Source organism: Acinetobacter thutiue (genome assembly GCF_030385805.1).
Taxonomy (GTDB): Bacteria; Pseudomonadota; Gammaproteobacteria; order Pseudomonadales; family Moraxellaceae; genus Acinetobacter; species Acinetobacter corruptisaponis.
The window spans coordinates 228677-243865 of sequence record NZ_JAUDZE010000001.1 but is presented as its reverse complement, the minus strand read 5'-3'; the positions used below and the strand labels follow the sequence as shown (position 1 = coordinate 243865).

Annotated in this window: 16 protein-coding genes; 6 read left to right on the top strand and 10 right to left on the bottom strand. The window is 40.8% G+C overall.

Annotated features, from left to right (window positions below; genetic code table 11):
* Position 1: 1 nt before the first annotated feature.
* The 5 genes from QTA56_RS01200 to QTA56_RS01180 all read right to left on the bottom strand — a co-directional run bounded on the left by QTA56_RS01200 (position 2) and on the right by QTA56_RS01180 (position 7314).
* Positions 2–2638, bottom strand: a complete 2637-nt coding sequence (locus QTA56_RS01200) for an ATP-binding protein (RefSeq protein WP_267980007.1) — start codon at positions 2636–2638, stop codon at positions 2–4.
* A gap of 25 nt (positions 2639–2663) precedes the next feature.
* Positions 2664–3275 (bottom strand): potassium-transporting ATPase subunit KdpC, encoded by a 612-nt coding sequence (gene kdpC / locus QTA56_RS01195; RefSeq protein ID WP_267979130.1) that lies wholly within the window; start codon positions 3273–3275, stop codon positions 2664–2666.
* Positions 3276–3292: 17 nt separating this feature from the next.
* The gene (gene kdpB, locus QTA56_RS01190; protein WP_267979129.1) at positions 3293–5302 is read right to left on the bottom strand and encodes a potassium-transporting ATPase subunit KdpB; all 2010 of its coding nucleotides are present in this window, start codon (positions 5300–5302) and stop codon (positions 3293–3295) included.
* A gap of 15 nt (positions 5303–5317) precedes the next feature.
* A complete protein-coding gene (gene kdpA / locus QTA56_RS01185; RefSeq protein WP_267979128.1) occupies positions 5318–7012 on the bottom strand; it encodes a potassium-transporting ATPase subunit KdpA in 1695 nt (564 codons plus the stop codon).
* 98 nt (positions 7013–7110) lie between these two features.
* The gene (locus tag QTA56_RS01180; RefSeq protein WP_267979127.1) at positions 7111–7314 is read right to left on the bottom strand and encodes a hypothetical protein; all 204 of its coding nucleotides are present in this window, start codon (positions 7312–7314) and stop codon (positions 7111–7113) included.
* 736 nt (positions 7315–8050) lie between these two features.
* Between QTA56_RS01180 and QTA56_RS01175 the strand changes: the two genes are divergently transcribed.
* The 6 genes from QTA56_RS01175 to chrA all read left to right on the top strand — a co-directional run bounded on the left by QTA56_RS01175 (position 8051) and on the right by chrA (position 11300).
* Complete coding sequence (locus QTA56_RS01175; protein WP_267979126.1) at positions 8051–8308, top strand: hypothetical protein; 258 nt, start codon at positions 8051–8053, stop codon at positions 8306–8308.
* Positions 8309–8311: 3 nt separating this feature from the next.
* The gene (locus QTA56_RS01170; RefSeq protein WP_267979125.1) at positions 8312–8446 is read left to right on the top strand and encodes a hypothetical protein; all 135 of its coding nucleotides are present in this window, start codon (positions 8312–8314) and stop codon (positions 8444–8446) included.
* Positions 8443–8667, top strand: a complete 225-nt coding sequence (locus tag QTA56_RS01165; protein ID WP_267979124.1) for a hypothetical protein — start codon at positions 8443–8445, stop codon at positions 8665–8667. Before QTA56_RS01170 ends, QTA56_RS01165 begins: the two co-directional genes overlap by 4 nt.
* 29 nt (positions 8668–8696) lie before the next feature.
* Complete coding sequence (locus QTA56_RS01160) at positions 8697–9203, top strand: hypothetical protein (RefSeq protein WP_267979123.1); 507 nt, start codon at positions 8697–8699, stop codon at positions 9201–9203.
* A gap of 279 nt (positions 9204–9482) precedes the next feature.
* Positions 9483–9731 carry a hypothetical protein gene (locus QTA56_RS01155; protein ID WP_267979122.1) on the top strand — a complete coding sequence of 83 codons (249 nt, stop codon included), beginning with the start codon at positions 9483–9485 and terminating at the stop codon, positions 9729–9731.
* A gap of 351 nt (positions 9732–10082) precedes the next feature.
* The gene (chrA, locus tag QTA56_RS01150) at positions 10083–11300 is read left to right on the top strand and encodes a chromate efflux transporter (protein ID WP_267979121.1); all 1218 of its coding nucleotides are present in this window, start codon (positions 10083–10085) and stop codon (positions 11298–11300) included.
* A 338-nt stretch (positions 11301–11638) separates the two neighbouring features.
* On the opposite strand, the gene trxB is transcribed toward chrA, so the two are convergent.
* The 5 genes from trxB to QTA56_RS01125 are packed head-to-tail and all read right to left on the bottom strand — an operon-like array spanning position 11639 to position 15172.
* Positions 11639–12592: a thioredoxin-disulfide reductase gene (trxB, locus tag QTA56_RS01145; protein ID WP_267979120.1), complete on the bottom strand. Its 954-nt coding sequence runs from the start codon at positions 12590–12592 to the stop codon at positions 11639–11641.
* 18 nt (positions 12593–12610) lie between these two features.
* Positions 12611–13315: an arsenical resistance protein ArsH gene (gene arsH / locus QTA56_RS01140; RefSeq protein ID WP_267979119.1), complete on the bottom strand. Its 705-nt coding sequence runs from the start codon at positions 13313–13315 to the stop codon at positions 12611–12613.
* A 5-nt stretch (positions 13316–13320) separates the two neighbouring features.
* Complete coding sequence (arsB, locus tag QTA56_RS01135; RefSeq protein WP_267979118.1) at positions 13321–14361, bottom strand: ACR3 family arsenite efflux transporter; 1041 nt, start codon at positions 14359–14361, stop codon at positions 13321–13323.
* A gap of 7 nt (positions 14362–14368) precedes the next feature.
* Positions 14369–14842, bottom strand: a complete 474-nt coding sequence (locus tag QTA56_RS01130) for an arsenate reductase ArsC (RefSeq protein WP_267979117.1) — start codon at positions 14840–14842, stop codon at positions 14369–14371.
* Positions 14843–14848: 6 nt separating this feature from the next.
* Positions 14849–15172, bottom strand: a complete 324-nt coding sequence (locus tag QTA56_RS01125) for a metalloregulator ArsR/SmtB family transcription factor (RefSeq protein WP_267979116.1) — start codon at positions 15170–15172, stop codon at positions 14849–14851.
* Positions 15173–15189: the final 17 nt, after the last annotated feature.

Here is a 15189-nt window from a genome sequence, read left to right as displayed (position 1 = left end):
ACTATTCCGATAGATTCAATGGTAAACGTATTCTAATTAAAGTACCGTAATTTTGAAATGCAGGTAAGGCCTGTATCTCCCCCATATGTGCCCCAATAATTGCCTTAACAATTGATAGCCCCAAGCCTGTGCCTGTTTTACCCCGATCACCACGCTGCATGGTATAGAACATATTAAAAATCTGCTCCCGTTCCTGTTCAGGAATCCCGATGCCCTCATCAATAATATCAATTTGGATAAAGTTTCCATCCTGCACTGCCGTAATCTGCACGGGCGTATTGTCAGGTGAAAATTTAGCAGCATTTTCTAGTACATTAAAGATTGCCTGTTCAACCAATGCAGGATGCACATAGAGTTGTGGCAAGTTTGCAGCAATATGTTTTTGAATTTTGACATCGGGTTGATAGCGAATCAAACGCTCTGTGGCAGATTGAATCAGGGTATCTACCTCAATCCAGTCTCGTGCTAAAGTGAGTCCCTGATGCCCTAATCGGGTCATATCCAATAAGTTCTGGATATAGCGATCAAGGCGTTCACCCTCAATGTGAATGGTGTCCAATAACTCATTCTGGTCATGTTTAGACATATGTTCAGCATAATACTTTAAGCTGTCTGCCGAACCAATAATGGCAGCCAAAGGTGAACGTAAATCATGCGAAACCGAAGATAATAAGGCGGAACGTAACTTTTCAGTTTCTCCCACTACCCTGGCATCTTCCAGTTCCGTTGCCAGTTGGATACGGGAAGCTGTCTGGGCAATATCTTCAATCATTAATTCAATTAAACGTTGTTGTTCAAATGAAATTATGTTTTGGCTGGCTGGAAATTTGATGCCAATCACGCCATGTTGCTTGGCTAAAATTAACGGATTAAACCACCAGTCTGACTGAGTTAAGGTATTGGTAAAGCGTCCACAAGGTTGTAAATTTTTCTGTGTCCAGTCTGCCGCAATCTGCTCTTTTTCATTCAATGCAACATTTAAGGTTGTGTATCTTTCCCCTATCTTTAACCAGACTTGAGCATTGAGTACAGTTTCCAGATGTTGTTTTGCCACATGCACCACTTGGGACAAATCAACACAGGGCGATAATTTACGTTCCAGTTCCAGAAGTTGAATGGATACGGAGTTTGCAGATTTTAGACTGACCACCTGAGCTTTTAACAGGCTTGCCAAACGCCCAACCAATAATGCAGATACCAAAAATATCACAATGGTAATCACACCATTTTTTGCATTAATTTCAAAACTAAAACGTGGGCTAATAAAGAAGTAGTTATACAGGACAAAACACACCAATACACTGATAAATGTCATCAGCATTTGTGTTCTAATTGCAACCAGCATGACAGTAATAATAAAAATAAGTGCCAAATCATTATAGCCAATGAACTGGTCGCTTACTGTGGCAATGATCAATCCTAAACAGACAATCATGCTGCTTTCCAACCATTGCCGTAACTGGGAATTAAACCCAAGTTTATTGTGATGGGATGGCGAGGCAATATCCTTATTTTTCAGACTGGAGGGCTGAACCAGTGTAATTTCAAAGGGATGAGGTTGTGCCAGCAACTTATCAGTAATGGATTGATTTAATAAATTTTTCCACCTTGTTTTTTGGGGCTGATAGCAAATCAGGATATTGGATGCCCCATAATCATAAGCTGCCTGAATAATGCTTTCTGCCACATGGTCATTGTAGAATAGATAAGTTTCTGCACCCAGTTTACGGGCAAGTTGAAAGGCTTTATTGACCGTTAAAATTCGTTGCTGTTTCTGCCGACTTTTTTGAACTGAAATCACACTCCACAGTGCGTTACGCCGTTCTGCAATACGATGGGCTCGGCGTACCAAATCCTCTGAAAATTCTGAACCATCAATCACCAGCATTAAATGGTTTTGTACAGGAATGACCTGTCCCTGTGCGATAAACTTTTCCCGATAATTTAAATCGACTTGCCCTGCAACGGTTTGAATGGCAAGGTCACGCAAGGCAATCAAATTGACAGGTTTAAAAAATCCATCCAGTGCATGAACGGTTTGTTCAGGCATATAGATTTTGCCCTGTTTCATCCGTTCCAGTAATTCAGGCACTGGTAAATCAACCAGACGCACATCTTTCAGGCGTTTAAAAATCAGGTCAGGGACGGTTTCACTGACCCGAACGCCTGTAATCTGATACACCACATCATTCAGGCTTTCCAGATGTTGAATGTTCAGGGTGCTATAGACATCAATCCCTGCATCCAAGATTTCATTTACATCCTGCCAGCGATATTCATGCCGACTGTTGGGTACATTACGGTGAGCGAGTTCATCGACCAGCACAATTTCAGGTTTGAGGCTGAGAATCTGGTCTAGATCCATTTCCTCAAGGTTACGATTTTGATACTGGATGTGTTTACGGGACAGTACCTGTAAACCTTCAACCAGTTGTTCTGTTTCGATACGCCCATGCGTTTCCACAATCCCAACCACGACATGATGACCTTGCCTGACCAGTTCATGCGCTCGGCTTAACATGGCATAGGTTTTACCTACACCTGGCGCTGCGCCCAAAAACAGGGTTAAACGCCCTGATTGTTCTCGCTGGCTATGAGCCAGCCACGCATCTGCTTTGCTATTACGGTCAATGGTTATCAATCGGGTTCTCTCATGTTCAGCATTAAAGCGGGCGTTGTAATTGGTCTAAAGCCAGATTCAGTTGCAGTACATTGACTCTCTCTTGTCCAAACAAGCCAAATTGTTTAGGTTGAATGTGCTGTTTGACGACATTCTCGACCTGCTGTTCAGTAAGCTGACGGTGTTGTGCCACCCGCTTTAGCTGTAATAATGCACTTTGTGGGGAAATGTCGGGGTCAATTCCACTACCAGAAGCCGTCAGCATCTCGTTGGGTACATCCTGTGGATTAATACCATTTTCATGAGCAAACTCTGTCCTACGTTCAGTGATCTGTTGTTGCAAATCGGGATTGCTCACCGCCAGATTACTACCACCAACACTTTGTGGGTTATAACTCACCGCACTAGGTCTGGGATGAAAATATTGCTGACCTGTAAATGGTTGAGCCACCAAAGCTGAACCCACCATTTTGCCTTGATGTTCAATCAGGCTGCCATTGGCTTGCTCTGGGAAAATAATTTGGGCAATTGACACATTCACCGCACAATATAAAACACCACCCAGCATAAATCCAACCATCACCAACCCGATGCTTTGACGTAAAACAGGCTGTTTCTCATTCGATATTGCTGCAAGTTGTTGTTGCATATTCATGGCATTTACCTCTTATTCTAGAAAAAACGGGATATCAAGACATCAATCAACTTGATGACAATGAATGGAAACACCACACCACCCACACCATAAACCAGCATATTGCGTCTCAGTAGTTGTAATGCACTGGCAGGCTTAAACTGAACACCACGTAATGCCAATGGAATTAACATTGGAATAATCAAGGCATTAAAGATTAAGGCTGAAACAATGGCACTGCTTGGATTATCCAGATGCAGAATGTTTAAGATATTGAGTTGAGGAATAGCGACTGCGAATAAGGCAGGTAAAATCACAAAATATTTTGAGACATCATTTGCCAGTGAGAATGTGGTTAATGCACCTCGTGTAATCAATTGCTGTTTGCCGATTTCAACCACATCCAGCAGTTTGGTTGGGTCAGAATCCAAGTCCACCATATTGCCTGCTTCTTTAGCTGCCTGTGTTCCAGAGTTCATTGCCAAGCCAATATCCGCCTGAGCCAATGCAGGAGCATCATTGGTTCCATCGCCAACCATTGCCACCAGTCGTCCCATTGCCTGTTCATTACGAATACAGGCGAGTTTATCTTCTGGTCTGGCTTCTGCAATATAATCGTCCACGCCTGCTTCAGCAGCAATCGCAGCAGCCGTCAAAGGATTATCTCCTGTGACCATAATGGTTTTAATGCCCATTTGCCGTAATAAGGCAAAGCGTTCTTTAATGCCTTGTTTAATCACATCCGAAAGTTCAATCACACCTAAAATATTGTGATTGGATGCTACCACTAAAGGTGTTGCCCCTTTGGAAGCAACCTGTTCCACTCTGATTTTTAGTTCGATATTGTCCTGAATATTCTGCTGGGTGAATTTAAGGATGGCATCAACAGCTCCTTTACGAATTTTTTGTCCCGTTGCTAAATCTACACCTGATAAACGTGTGGCTGCACTAAACTGGATAAATTCTGCATCTTGAGGCTCACTGATACTTTCTCCAAGTTCCTTGCCTAGACTGACCACCGATTTACCTTCGGGGGTTGGATCAGCAAAAGAAGTTAGCATGGCAGCTTGACGTAATTCGCTTGGGGTAATACCTACCAATGGATAAAATGCAGTTGCCTGACGGTCTCCATAGGTAATCGTGCCTGTTTTATCCAGTAACAGCACATCTATATCCCCTGCAACCTCAACCGCTTTACCTGATTTTGCTAAGACATTGGATTTTAAGGCACGGTTCATTCCTGCAATCCCAATCGCAGGCAAAAGACCACCAATCGTAGTTGGAATCAGGCACACCAGTAAAGCAAGCTGTAACACGATACTGATTTTGACACCGACAATTCCCCCAATGAATGGCAGTGTAATCACCACCACAATAAAGGTCATCGTCATCACATTCAGTAAAATTCCCAAAGCAATTTCATTTGGCGTTTTCTGACGATTTGCACCCTCAACCAAAGCAATCATGCGGTCTAAAAAGCTATGACCAGCTTCATTACTGACCTCAATAATGATGCTATCCGATAAGACTTTTGTACCCCCAATTACACCTGAACGGTCAGTATTGGCTTCACGTAATACAGGGGCAGATTCTCCTGTCACTGCCGATTCATTGATGGTGGCAAAACCCTGAATGATTTCACCATCCGCAGGAATTAACTCACCTGCATGAACAATGACTAAATCACCTTTCTTTAACTCATTGGCTGAAACACGTACCGCTTGGGCATTTAAATCAGCAAGGCGATTAGCAAACAGATTCTCTCTTGCCTGACGCAAGGATGAGGCTTGTCCTCGACCTTTGGCTTCTGCCACAGCTTCGGCATAATTGGCAAATAACACGGTAATCAACAAAATAAGGCTTAATGTCAGTCCCAACCCTAAACTGGCTTGTCCCATTAAGGTTGCCACAAAGGTTAAGACTGTACCCACCCAGACACATGCCATGACAGGATTCTTAAACGCATGTTGTGGTAGCAGTTTATAAAACGTCTGTTGCACTATTTCCTGATTAAGGATGTCCATCTTACTTGCATTTAATGTTTTCATTTGACTGCTCCACCGTTAAAACTGTACTGATACATAATCAGCAATTGGTCCAAGAACCAACACAGGCATAAATTGCAACAAGGTCAGAATCAGTACGATACCCACCAAAGTTAAGGCAAATGTCAGTGATTCAATCTGTAAAGAGCCTTTATTTTCAGAACCTTGTACCTTGCTGGCTAAACTGACAGCAATCAGCACAGGAATAATCAGGATGCTGTAACGACCCGCAAGCAAGGCAATACTTGTGCTTAGATTCCACCAAACGGTGTTATCTGCAAGTCCCTCAAAACCTGAACCATTGTTGGCAAAGGCAGACACATATTCATAAAAGACCTGACTAATCGCATGAAATGATGGATTGGAATTGCCTGTTAAATTTGGCATTGCTAATGTAATTGCGGTTAGAGTCAGTAACATCACAGGCTGTAATACAATCACAACCGCCAACAGTTTGATTTCGGTGACTTCAATTTTGCGTCCGAAGACTTCAGGTGTTCGCCCTGTCATCAGACCAGCGATAAAGACTGCAATAAATAAGTAGATAAAGAATTGAGATAAACCACAGCCAATCCCCCCCCAGATGGCATTCATCAGCATATTACATAGCTCAACCAAACCTGTGAGTGGCGAGGCTGAGTCGTGCATCATATTGACTGAACCATTATTAACCTGCGTGGTTAAAGTTCCCCATAATGCGGATGCCTCTGTACCAAAACGCAATTCCTTCCCCTCCATCAAGGCAGGATTAACACTTAATGAAGCTTTTTCTGTCCAAAATGCCAGTGATGTGGAAATTAATGACATCAGCATCATCGTGCCAAAGACCATCAACATTAATTTCTTACGATTGACCAATTTTCCAATCATAAAAATCACAGCCATTGGAATCAATAAAATGGCAATCATTTCAAGAAGATTGGAAAGTGGTGTTGGATTTTCTAAAGGCACAGTACTATTTGGACCATACCAACCACCACCATTACTGCCCAGTTGCTTGATGGCAACCATTGGCGCAACTGGACCAAGTGGAATCTGTTGCGAGCTAAATTCTGCATGTTGTTCTACGGTTTGTACGCTTGGTCCACTGGATAAAGTGGATGGCACACCCTGACTGGTCAGCAATAGTGACCAAACCATTGCCAATGGAATCATAAAACGGAATAACGGACGAATGATGTCCTGCCAATAGTTGCCTAAATTAACCTCATTCCAGTTGCGTTTAATACTATTGGTTAACTTTTCCTGTAAGAACAATGCTCTTAACATTGCCACCACAAGGGCGAGACCAATCAGGGGCGAAATAAACTGCATACCTGTAATCACAGTCATCTGGGCAAAATAAGATAACTGGGCTTGACCAGAATAATGCTGCTGGTTGGTATTGGTTAAAAATGAAATGGCGGTATGTAAAGCCAAATCCCATTTCATATTGGGGATATGGTCAGGATTGAGGGGTAGCCAAGCCTGTGTCATTAAAATGACGACACTGATTGCAAGCAAAGCAATATTACTGATTAAAAAAGCGAACATATACTGTCGCCAATTCATACCAGCATTTTTAACACCCATCACTGCATAAAGCGGTTTCTCTATCCAGTTAAACAGGATGTCAGATTTCATTGGTGTTGCCTGCATTACTTTTGCAAGATATCCACCAAGTGGATATGCCAACACTAAGGAAAATAAAAATACAAAAATAAATTCCCACATTGCAAATGCCATTTAAAAATAGATCAGCATGAGTATGGAAATTGACAGCGTAAATTATCTATATTGAAAAAAACGGCAGACGTAAATTTTGCATAAAATCACTGCTTCAATAATTGTTCTATTTCACTTTTTGAATAGCCTCGTTCCTTGAGAATCTGGATAATCAATTTTTGTATTTCTGGCGATACAACCGCATACTGCTCAACCAATCTCTCTGTTTGAAAACCGTCCAAGAGACCTTTTTGGTTAAGCAATATGTTGTGCAAACGATTACTTTCAGCAGCAGACCTAAAGAAACCCATGAATTTTCCTGTGTATAGAACAATCTCCTAGAAAGATATTTTAATAATCTGGAAATTTAAGGGCGTAAATTTCGTATAAATTTTTGCTCTTGGAACAGGAAAAATTTTTTTAATTTTAGAAAACCACCTTGTTACAACCTTGATTATTCTTAGTAATCATCAGACCACTCTATCATCTGGCATCACTCAAATTTCCATAAAGATAGTCTATTTATTCAACCAGTATCATCACAAAAACATATCTCTTCTTAATTGATTTATTTATCTAAAAAAACTATCATTCCCTTGCTGACCCACATGGTCAGTCGGTTTTGACAGACCGATTTAGCTAAGCGCACAACGATACATGTTGTATGTGTTTCTTGTGCGTACCTTTCTCTGCACACCGTTAGGGTGGAACGGGAGAGGGACGCGCTTGCGCGTGCTGATTCTTAGCTATCAGTCTGTCAACCCGCTCTCGTTCTGCCACCATCATTTGACAGTGATATGGCAGGATTTCTTTATTAGCTAAGGAGTCAGCCATGACAAATCTATTCTCACCCCCACTCATTCCCCCAAAACATTTAATGTCGATTTAGCCATTTTCATTGGCTTAATTTGTTGAGCTATTCAGCCTGAATATTTTTAGGATACCCCAGCGTATCAAGGGTTGCTTTCGCCTGTTTTTTCTATGGCTTACCTCACGCTGAATAAAACAACAATAATCATTTCAAAGAATTAAATGACGGGGGTCATTATGAAAACTTATTTAACAGTCCTATCTATACTCTTCCTTACTGGGGTGATCTCAGGCTGTGCCAGCAAATCTGAACGTGAATTTGTTAAGGGCTGCAAAATGGGCGGTGCTGATAGCTCTACCTGTGAATGTGTCTATGAAAAAATTGAAGATAAATATGGCGCAGATCGACTGGAAGAAAAATTTTATATCATTAGCCAAACAGCCGAATTTCAAGATGAAATTGTACGATATGGCATGCAATGTATGAAGGAGTAAGCCATGCGAGCAATTGCAGGAATTATCGTCGTCATCATTGCCATTGCATTTCTAGGCTTACCTTTTATTGGATTTATGATTTTACTGGGGCTGTTCATGCTACTGGTGAACTTTGCAACTGGGGGAGATAAATCATGAAAGAAAACATTAAGGCATGGGTAATCGGTGGTTATTTCATTATTGGCTTCTTTTTTACGGTTTACCAGAACTTCTGGGGTCAATACAGCTACAAATCATTCGCTTATCACATTGGTCGAGGCATCGTCTGGCCTGCGGTTATGTTCCCATCTGTAGGCAAATTTATTGGTGGCGTTTTAATACTGGTCATTATTGGCGCACTAGTATTGCGTTCCAAATAATTTAAACATTTATATTCAAGGAAAGACTCATGAAAAAACTCATCATTGCTGCTTTATTCACAGCGTCTACAAGCTCTGCCTTTGCGATTGACCACATGCTCATCAATGGTAAAAAGGTTACGATGGATGATACACGTAACACTTTAACCCAAAAACTGGGCAAACCCTCTTCAAGTGGCAAGGGGTATAACGAATGGAAATTTGGTAGCACCCAGGTTTATGCAGCTTATGGTCAGTACGGTTTGCAAAAGCTAAGTGCGATGACCACAGGTAATACTTCCAGTTTAGTTGCTGTTGTCAATGACAAACGCATTCAACTCAAAAAAGACACCTTTAATAATGTGAAAACAAAACTCAAGCGTGGCTGTACTGATATTCAGGAACTGCGGTATGCAGACCAATATACTTTCTCGACTCGGATTGGAGCAGAGGGTGAATATAATGCGGTCTTTGAAGCCGAGGGAAAAACTGATCCTGTCTACAGTATTACATTCACCTATGAAGATGCTGAATACAATCAGGGCTGTAATTATTGATTAATAGCACTCAAGTTATTTCCTATTTGATTATTCAGGCTAAGCAGAATCAATCGCTTGTTATCATCAATAGGAAATAACACCACAACCATCATCAGGACTGCTGTGCACCACTACAAGAAGATGTAATATTAGGCTTAAATTTGCGATTAACACTTTGCCTGTCCTATTATTCATAAACAGATATAGTAACTTTAGCTTGGTATGATTTCTTGGTTACAGTAAGACTATGATAAATATAATTTTGGAATTGTAAAGCTTTAGGAATAGACTATCAAAATGAATGATTTCTTAACAGTTTTGGCACCCCTTTCATCTTGGTTAGTCATGCTTCACTTAGGTGCTCAAACCATTAATCATTCTTTGCCCCAAAAACAAAAAATCAGCTATCCTTTTGTATTACCTCAATATCTAATCCCTTTAATTCTAATCTTTCTTTTTTCATATTTAGGTTTTATCTCCGTCAATGAAAGTTTTGGTTTAACCATTTGTATCCTTTCTGGCATTGGAACCTCAGCAGTACCGTGAGCACTTAGGGATGGAGCCTCAGCCAGTACTGTAACTCATCGGATGGCTTTATTGTCATTTACAGCAATAGAATAGAGTGGCATTAGGTACTTTCATCAACTTTCTTACATTGATGCTTTAAAAGTTAAAGTAGGGATGGTTACAAAGGTCAAGGATGGTTTTGCGGTAATGTTTAATGGGCATTCATATTGGTTGCCTAAAACATCATCTGTAAAATTTACGATTTTGGACCCAAATTTAAATATTAACTAGCATTATCTTGATGTTTTTAATATGCATTAAATAAAAGGGAGTGTAACCTATTTAATGCTATTGAAATTTGTAAATAGAATTGAACATAGGATAATTTGCATGACCAGCCATGTGCAACAGGATGAAATTCCACATAGAGCCTCTGTCTTGGAGGTATTTTTTGCTTTTTTGAAACTAGGATTGACCTCTTTTGGCGGACCTATTGCTCATCTTGGCTATTTCCATACGGAGTTTGTTGAACGTCGCAAGTGGCTTAGTGACCATGCTTATGCAGATTTAGTTGGGTTATGCCAATTTCTTCCAGGTCCAGCAAGTAGTCAAGTTGGAATTGCACTAGGATTGTCACGTGCTGGTTATTGGGGGGCTATTGCTGCATGGCTTGGTTTTACTTTGCCATCAGCAATAGCTTTAATTTGTTTTGCATTAGGCTTATCTCAACTGAATGGTGTTTTAAGTACAGGGGGCTTACATGGTCTGAAAGTTGTAGCGGTTGCTATAGTAGCTCAAGCCTTATGGCAAATGGGAAAAAGTCTTTGTCCAGATCGACTACGAATTAGCATGGCTATAGTAGCGGCTGTTACCATTAGCTTGTTTTCAATTGCTTTGGGGCAAATTGTTGTTATTATTGGTGGTGCTTGCTTAGGTATAATATTTTTAAAAAAAGTTCCATCTTTACCAGCAACAACAATACCAACGAAAGTCAGTTGGTGGATGGGAATATTGGCCTTAACATTATTTTTTGCTCTTTTACTTATCTTACCTCTATTAGCATCAATCACTCAGAACCATCTGATTATGTTCATTGACAGTTTTTATAGAGCTGGTGCGTTAGTATTTGGTGGGGGGCATGTGGTACTACCACTTTTGCAGGCATCTGTAGTTGGAGAGGGTTGGGTTACTAATGATACATTTCTAGCAGGTTATGGCGCAGCTCAGGCCGTCCCTGGCCCCTTATTTACTTTTGCAGCATATCTTGGAGCTATTGCTCAACCAGAACCTAACGGTTGGTTGGGTGGATTCATTGCCTTGGTGGTGATTTTTTTACCAGCATTTCTACTTGTATTGGGAGTATTGCCTTTCTGGCAAAAAATACGTCATTTCCCTATTGCACAACGTGCGATGATGGGGGCAAATGCTGCCGTAGTAGGAATACTGTTAGCTGCTTTTTATAATCCAGTTTGGACAAGTGCAATTTTAAAACCACTTGATTTTGCTTTGGCAATAATTGCCTATCTGTTGTTGGTTTTTTGGAAGCTGCCACCTTGGCTTGTTGTATTACTGAGTGCGGTGGGAGGGATTGTTATAGTACAATTCTAATAAGATAAAAAGATTAAAGAGCTGAGCGGAATCAAAAGATAGAAAAAGAGATTGATTAGTACTTTAATCCAAATGGATTTAAATAGAGTGAAACCTAAATCATTTGGATTAGATATGATTTGAGATATTTTCCATCAACTTAATTATATTAGTGGTTTAAAAATAAAAAATGTATAGCTAATGAAGTGAATGATAATGTTACTGTGAAATCTAATGAGCATTTATATTAGTTATCAAGAAACTCAGTAATTAATAAAAAATAACTTAAATGGGAAGCTCAGTTTGTATAACAGATTGAGCTTCTTTTATATAATTTTCAGGAGATTAAATGACTATTCTTAATCGATAAATTGATCAAGATACTTTTCGGCATCCAATGCTGCCATACAACCCGAACCAGCCGAGGTAATCGCTTGACGATAAATACTGTCTGCCACATCACCCGCAGCAAATACACCCTCAATAGATGTAGCCGTTGCATTACCCGCAGTTCCACTTTTGACTTGGATATAGCCATCACGTAGGTTCAATTGACTTTCAAACATTCCAGTATTGGGTTTATGTCCAATCGCAACAAACAAGCCTTGCACTTGAACATCTTGGATACTTGCATCTTGAGTAGATTTAATACGAACCGCCGTTACACCTGTGTTGTCACCCAAAACTTCATCGACTTGATGGTTCCAGATAATGCTGATTTTGCCCTCTTTCTCTTTGGCAAAAAGATGGTCTTGCAAAATCTTTTCAGAACGTAGGCTGTTACGACGGTGAACCAAGGTTACATGTGCTGCAATATTTGAAAGATATAAAGCTTCTTCAACCGCAGTGTTACCACCACCAACCACCATAACATCTTGGTTTTTATAGAAGAAACCATCACAAGTTGCACAAGCACTCACACCTTGCCCCATGAAAGCTGCCTCAGACTCAAGACCTAGATATTGAGCCGTTGCACCTGTTGCAATAATCAGTGCATCACAGGTGTATTCACCCATATCACCTTTGAGTATAAATGGACGAGTTTTGAGATCTACTTCATTGATGTGATCATAGACCATTTCTGTACCAAAGCGTTCAGCATGCGCCTGCATACGCTCCATAAGTACAGGACCCGTTAAGCCCTCAACATCACCAACCCAATTATCAACCTCAGTCGTTGTTGTTAATTGCCCTCCTAATTGTAGTCCAGCAATCAATGTCGGTTTCAGGTTGGCACGAGCTGCATATACGGCTGCACTATAACCCGCAGGTCCCGAACCTAAAATAATTAAACGAGAATGTTGATTTTGCATTTAGTTTTCTCCAGCATTCTATAAACTTCGCTGATTAACACGTTTTGATAATTCTTCAGCAGATTCTTTACGCTCAGAATAACGATCAGTTAAATACTGGCTTTGCCCACGTGTCAGTAAAGTAAATTTATAAAGTTCTTCCATCACATCTACGATACGGTCGTAATAAGACGATGCTTTCATTCGCCCATCTTCTTCAAACTCTAAGAATGCCTTTGGAATTGAAGACTGATTCGGAATCGTAATCATCCGCATCCAACGCCCTAAAATACGCATTTGATTAACGCTATTAAAGGACTGCGAACCACCACTGACCTGCATCAATGCCAGTGTTTTTCCTTGAGTGGCACGAATCGCCCCACCTGCCAATGGAATCCAGTCAATCTGTGACTTAAAAATGGAACTCATTGAACCGTGACGTTCAGGTGAACACCACACCATGCCCTCTGACCATGCCAAGAGCTCATGTAGTTCTTTGGCTTTTGGGTGCTCCATATCCGCATCTTCAGGTAAAGGCAAACCTTTAGGATGAAAGATTTTTACCTCAGCACCAAAATGCTCCAAGATACGTCCAGCCTCCATCACCGCCAATCGGCTATATGAACGCTCACGGTTAGAGCCATAGAGCAGCAAAATACGTGGTGGATGATCCAGCTCTTTGGCTTGAACTTTTTCTAAAGTAGGTTGATCAAGCAAATTCATATCAACATTGGGAAGAATCATTACAATTACACCGACTTAAAATACTTTTTTCTGAGCCATAGAGACACACTCACTAAAGCGATCAATACAGGTACTTCAACCAACGGACCAATCACTGTAGTAAATGCCACAGGTGAAGCTAAACCAAAGGTTGCAATTGCGACTGCCAAAGCCAGTTCAAAATTATTCCCAGCAGCAGTGAACGAGATTGCTGTGGTTTTAGGATAATCATTACCCATCCATTTGCTCATAAAGAAGCTAATGAAGAACATCACGATAAAGTAAATCGTCAATGGAATAGCAATACGCAAGACATCCATCGGCAAGCTCACCACATCGTTACCTTTTAGGCTAAACATCGCCACAATCGTAAACAATAAAGCCAACAAACTCAGTGGGCTGATCTTAGGCAAGAATACATTTTGATACCAATCCAAACCCTTAGCTCTCACTAGAGTAAATCGGGTCATAAAGCCAAGGAAAAACGGAATCCCCAAGTAAACCAATACTGCATGGGTAATCGTCCAAAAATCGACATTAATCACCTGCCCTGCAACGCCGAAATATGGCGGCAAGAAAGTGAGGAACAACCAAGCATAGCTACTAAAAAACAAAATCTGGAAAATACTATTGAATGCCACCAATGCCGCAACATATTGGTTATCACCACAGGCTAAACCATTCCAGACCAAGACCATTGCAATACAACGAGCTAAACCGATCAGGATTAAGCCTGTCATGTACTCTGGATAGCTATGCAAAAAAATAATGGCTAATGCAAACATCAGTATTGGTGCAATCACCCAATTCTGTACCAAAGACAAAGTTAAGGTTTTTTTATCTTTGAATACCTGTGGCAAAGCGGCATAGTCCACTTTGGCTAAGGGTGGATACATCATCAGAATCAAACCAATCGCAATTGGAATATTGACAGAATCCACACTCATTTTGTCTAAAGTAACGGAAGCTTGCGGAAAGAACACACCTATCGCAATCCCCAACCCCATCGCAATGAAAATCCATAGGGTGAGGTTACGATCTAAAAATGACAGTCTTTGTTGAGCCATGATGTTCTCATTCAATATCTGAGATGTGATTGATTGCAGCAATCAATTCAGGGCGTGTCATATTTGCTGTATCCAGTGCAAATAACGCATCTAAACGACGGTTAATGTGGTCTACAGTGACTTGGAACGCCTGTAATTTTTCTTCTTTCGGTAAGTCTAAGTGTGAGGGATCAGCCAAACCCCAATGTGCCTTGATTGCACCACCCAAATAAAGCGGACACGCTTCTTGCGCTGCTGAATCACAGACTGTAATCACCACATCAGGTTGATATTGTTCACAATCATCAATGGTTTTACTCCACAAACCATCCGTTGAAAGACCAAGATTTTCTAAAGTTTCAATCGTTAATGGATGCACCTGTCCAGATGGCTTACTGCCTGCACTGTACGCTTTCCAGTTTTCAGGGGCACGACTGTTAAACAGTACTTCGGACAAAATGCTACGGCAGCTATTTCCAGTACACAAAAAAAGAAATTTCATAATCTATTACTCACAATAACTATTTATAGGAAACGTGTTGGTATCGACAACAACTTGACTTGATGATGCTTTTTGTAAAGTGTCTAGAATTTCAAAACACCAAGCTGGTAGTTGTGGGTTAATGCTGTAGTACACCCATTGGCTTTGTCGTCTGTCCTGCAACAGCCCTGAAGAACGTAATAACGCCAGATGCCGAGAAATTTTGGGCTGACTCAGTTGCAGCTTCTCAGTCAAATCACAGACACAGAGTTCTTTATGCTCAGCGACTAAAGTCACGATATTGAGTCGAGTTTCATCTGATAAGCATTTAAAAAAATTAACTTGATCCATCTTTGCTACCTATTTAT

What these genes read in the sequence shown, in the direction of transcription:
- kdpA (WP_267979128.1), bottom strand. Translation starts at nt 7,012, where the DNA reads ATGTGGGAATTTATTTTTGTATTTTTATTTTCCTTAGTGTTGGCATAT.
- QTA56_RS01125 (WP_267979116.1), bottom strand. Translation starts at nt 15,172, where the DNA reads ATGGATCAAGTTAATTTTTTTAAATGCTTATCAGATGAAACTCGACTC.
- QTA56_RS01155 (WP_267979122.1), top strand. Translation starts at nt 9,483, where the DNA reads ATGAATGATTTCTTAACAGTTTTGGCACCCCTTTCATCTTGGTTAGTC.
- QTA56_RS01165 (WP_267979124.1), top strand. Translation starts at nt 8,443, where the DNA reads ATGAAAGAAAACATTAAGGCATGGGTAATCGGTGGTTATTTCATTATT.
- arsH (WP_267979119.1), bottom strand. Translation starts at nt 13,315, where the DNA reads ATGATTCTTCCCAATGTTGATATGAATTTGCTTGATCAACCTACTTTA.
- QTA56_RS01130 (WP_267979117.1), bottom strand. Translation starts at nt 14,842, where the DNA reads ATGAAATTTCTTTTTTTGTGTACTGGAAATAGCTGCCGTAGCATTTTG.
- arsB (WP_267979118.1), bottom strand. Translation starts at nt 14,361, where the DNA reads ATGGCTCAACAAAGACTGTCATTTTTAGATCGTAACCTCACCCTATGG.
- QTA56_RS01160 (WP_267979123.1), top strand. Translation starts at nt 8,697, where the DNA reads ATGAAAAAACTCATCATTGCTGCTTTATTCACAGCGTCTACAAGCTCT.
- trxB (WP_267979120.1), bottom strand. Translation starts at nt 12,592, where the DNA reads ATGCAAAATCAACATTCTCGTTTAATTATTTTAGGTTCGGGACCTGCG.
- kdpC (WP_267979130.1), bottom strand. Translation starts at nt 3,275, where the DNA reads ATGAATATGCAACAACAACTTGCAGCAATATCGAATGAGAAACAGCCT.
- chrA (WP_267979121.1), top strand. Translation starts at nt 10,083, where the DNA reads ATGACCAGCCATGTGCAACAGGATGAAATTCCACATAGAGCCTCTGTC.
- kdpB (WP_267979129.1), bottom strand. Translation starts at nt 5,302, where the DNA reads ATGAAAACATTAAATGCAAGTAAGATGGACATCCTTAATCAGGAAATA.
- QTA56_RS01175 (WP_267979126.1), top strand. Translation starts at nt 8,051, where the DNA reads ATGAAAACTTATTTAACAGTCCTATCTATACTCTTCCTTACTGGGGTG.
- QTA56_RS01170 (WP_267979125.1), top strand. Translation starts at nt 8,312, where the DNA reads ATGCGAGCAATTGCAGGAATTATCGTCGTCATCATTGCCATTGCATTT.
- QTA56_RS01180 (WP_267979127.1), bottom strand. Translation starts at nt 7,314, where the DNA reads ATGGGTTTCTTTAGGTCTGCTGCTGAAAGTAATCGTTTGCACAACATA.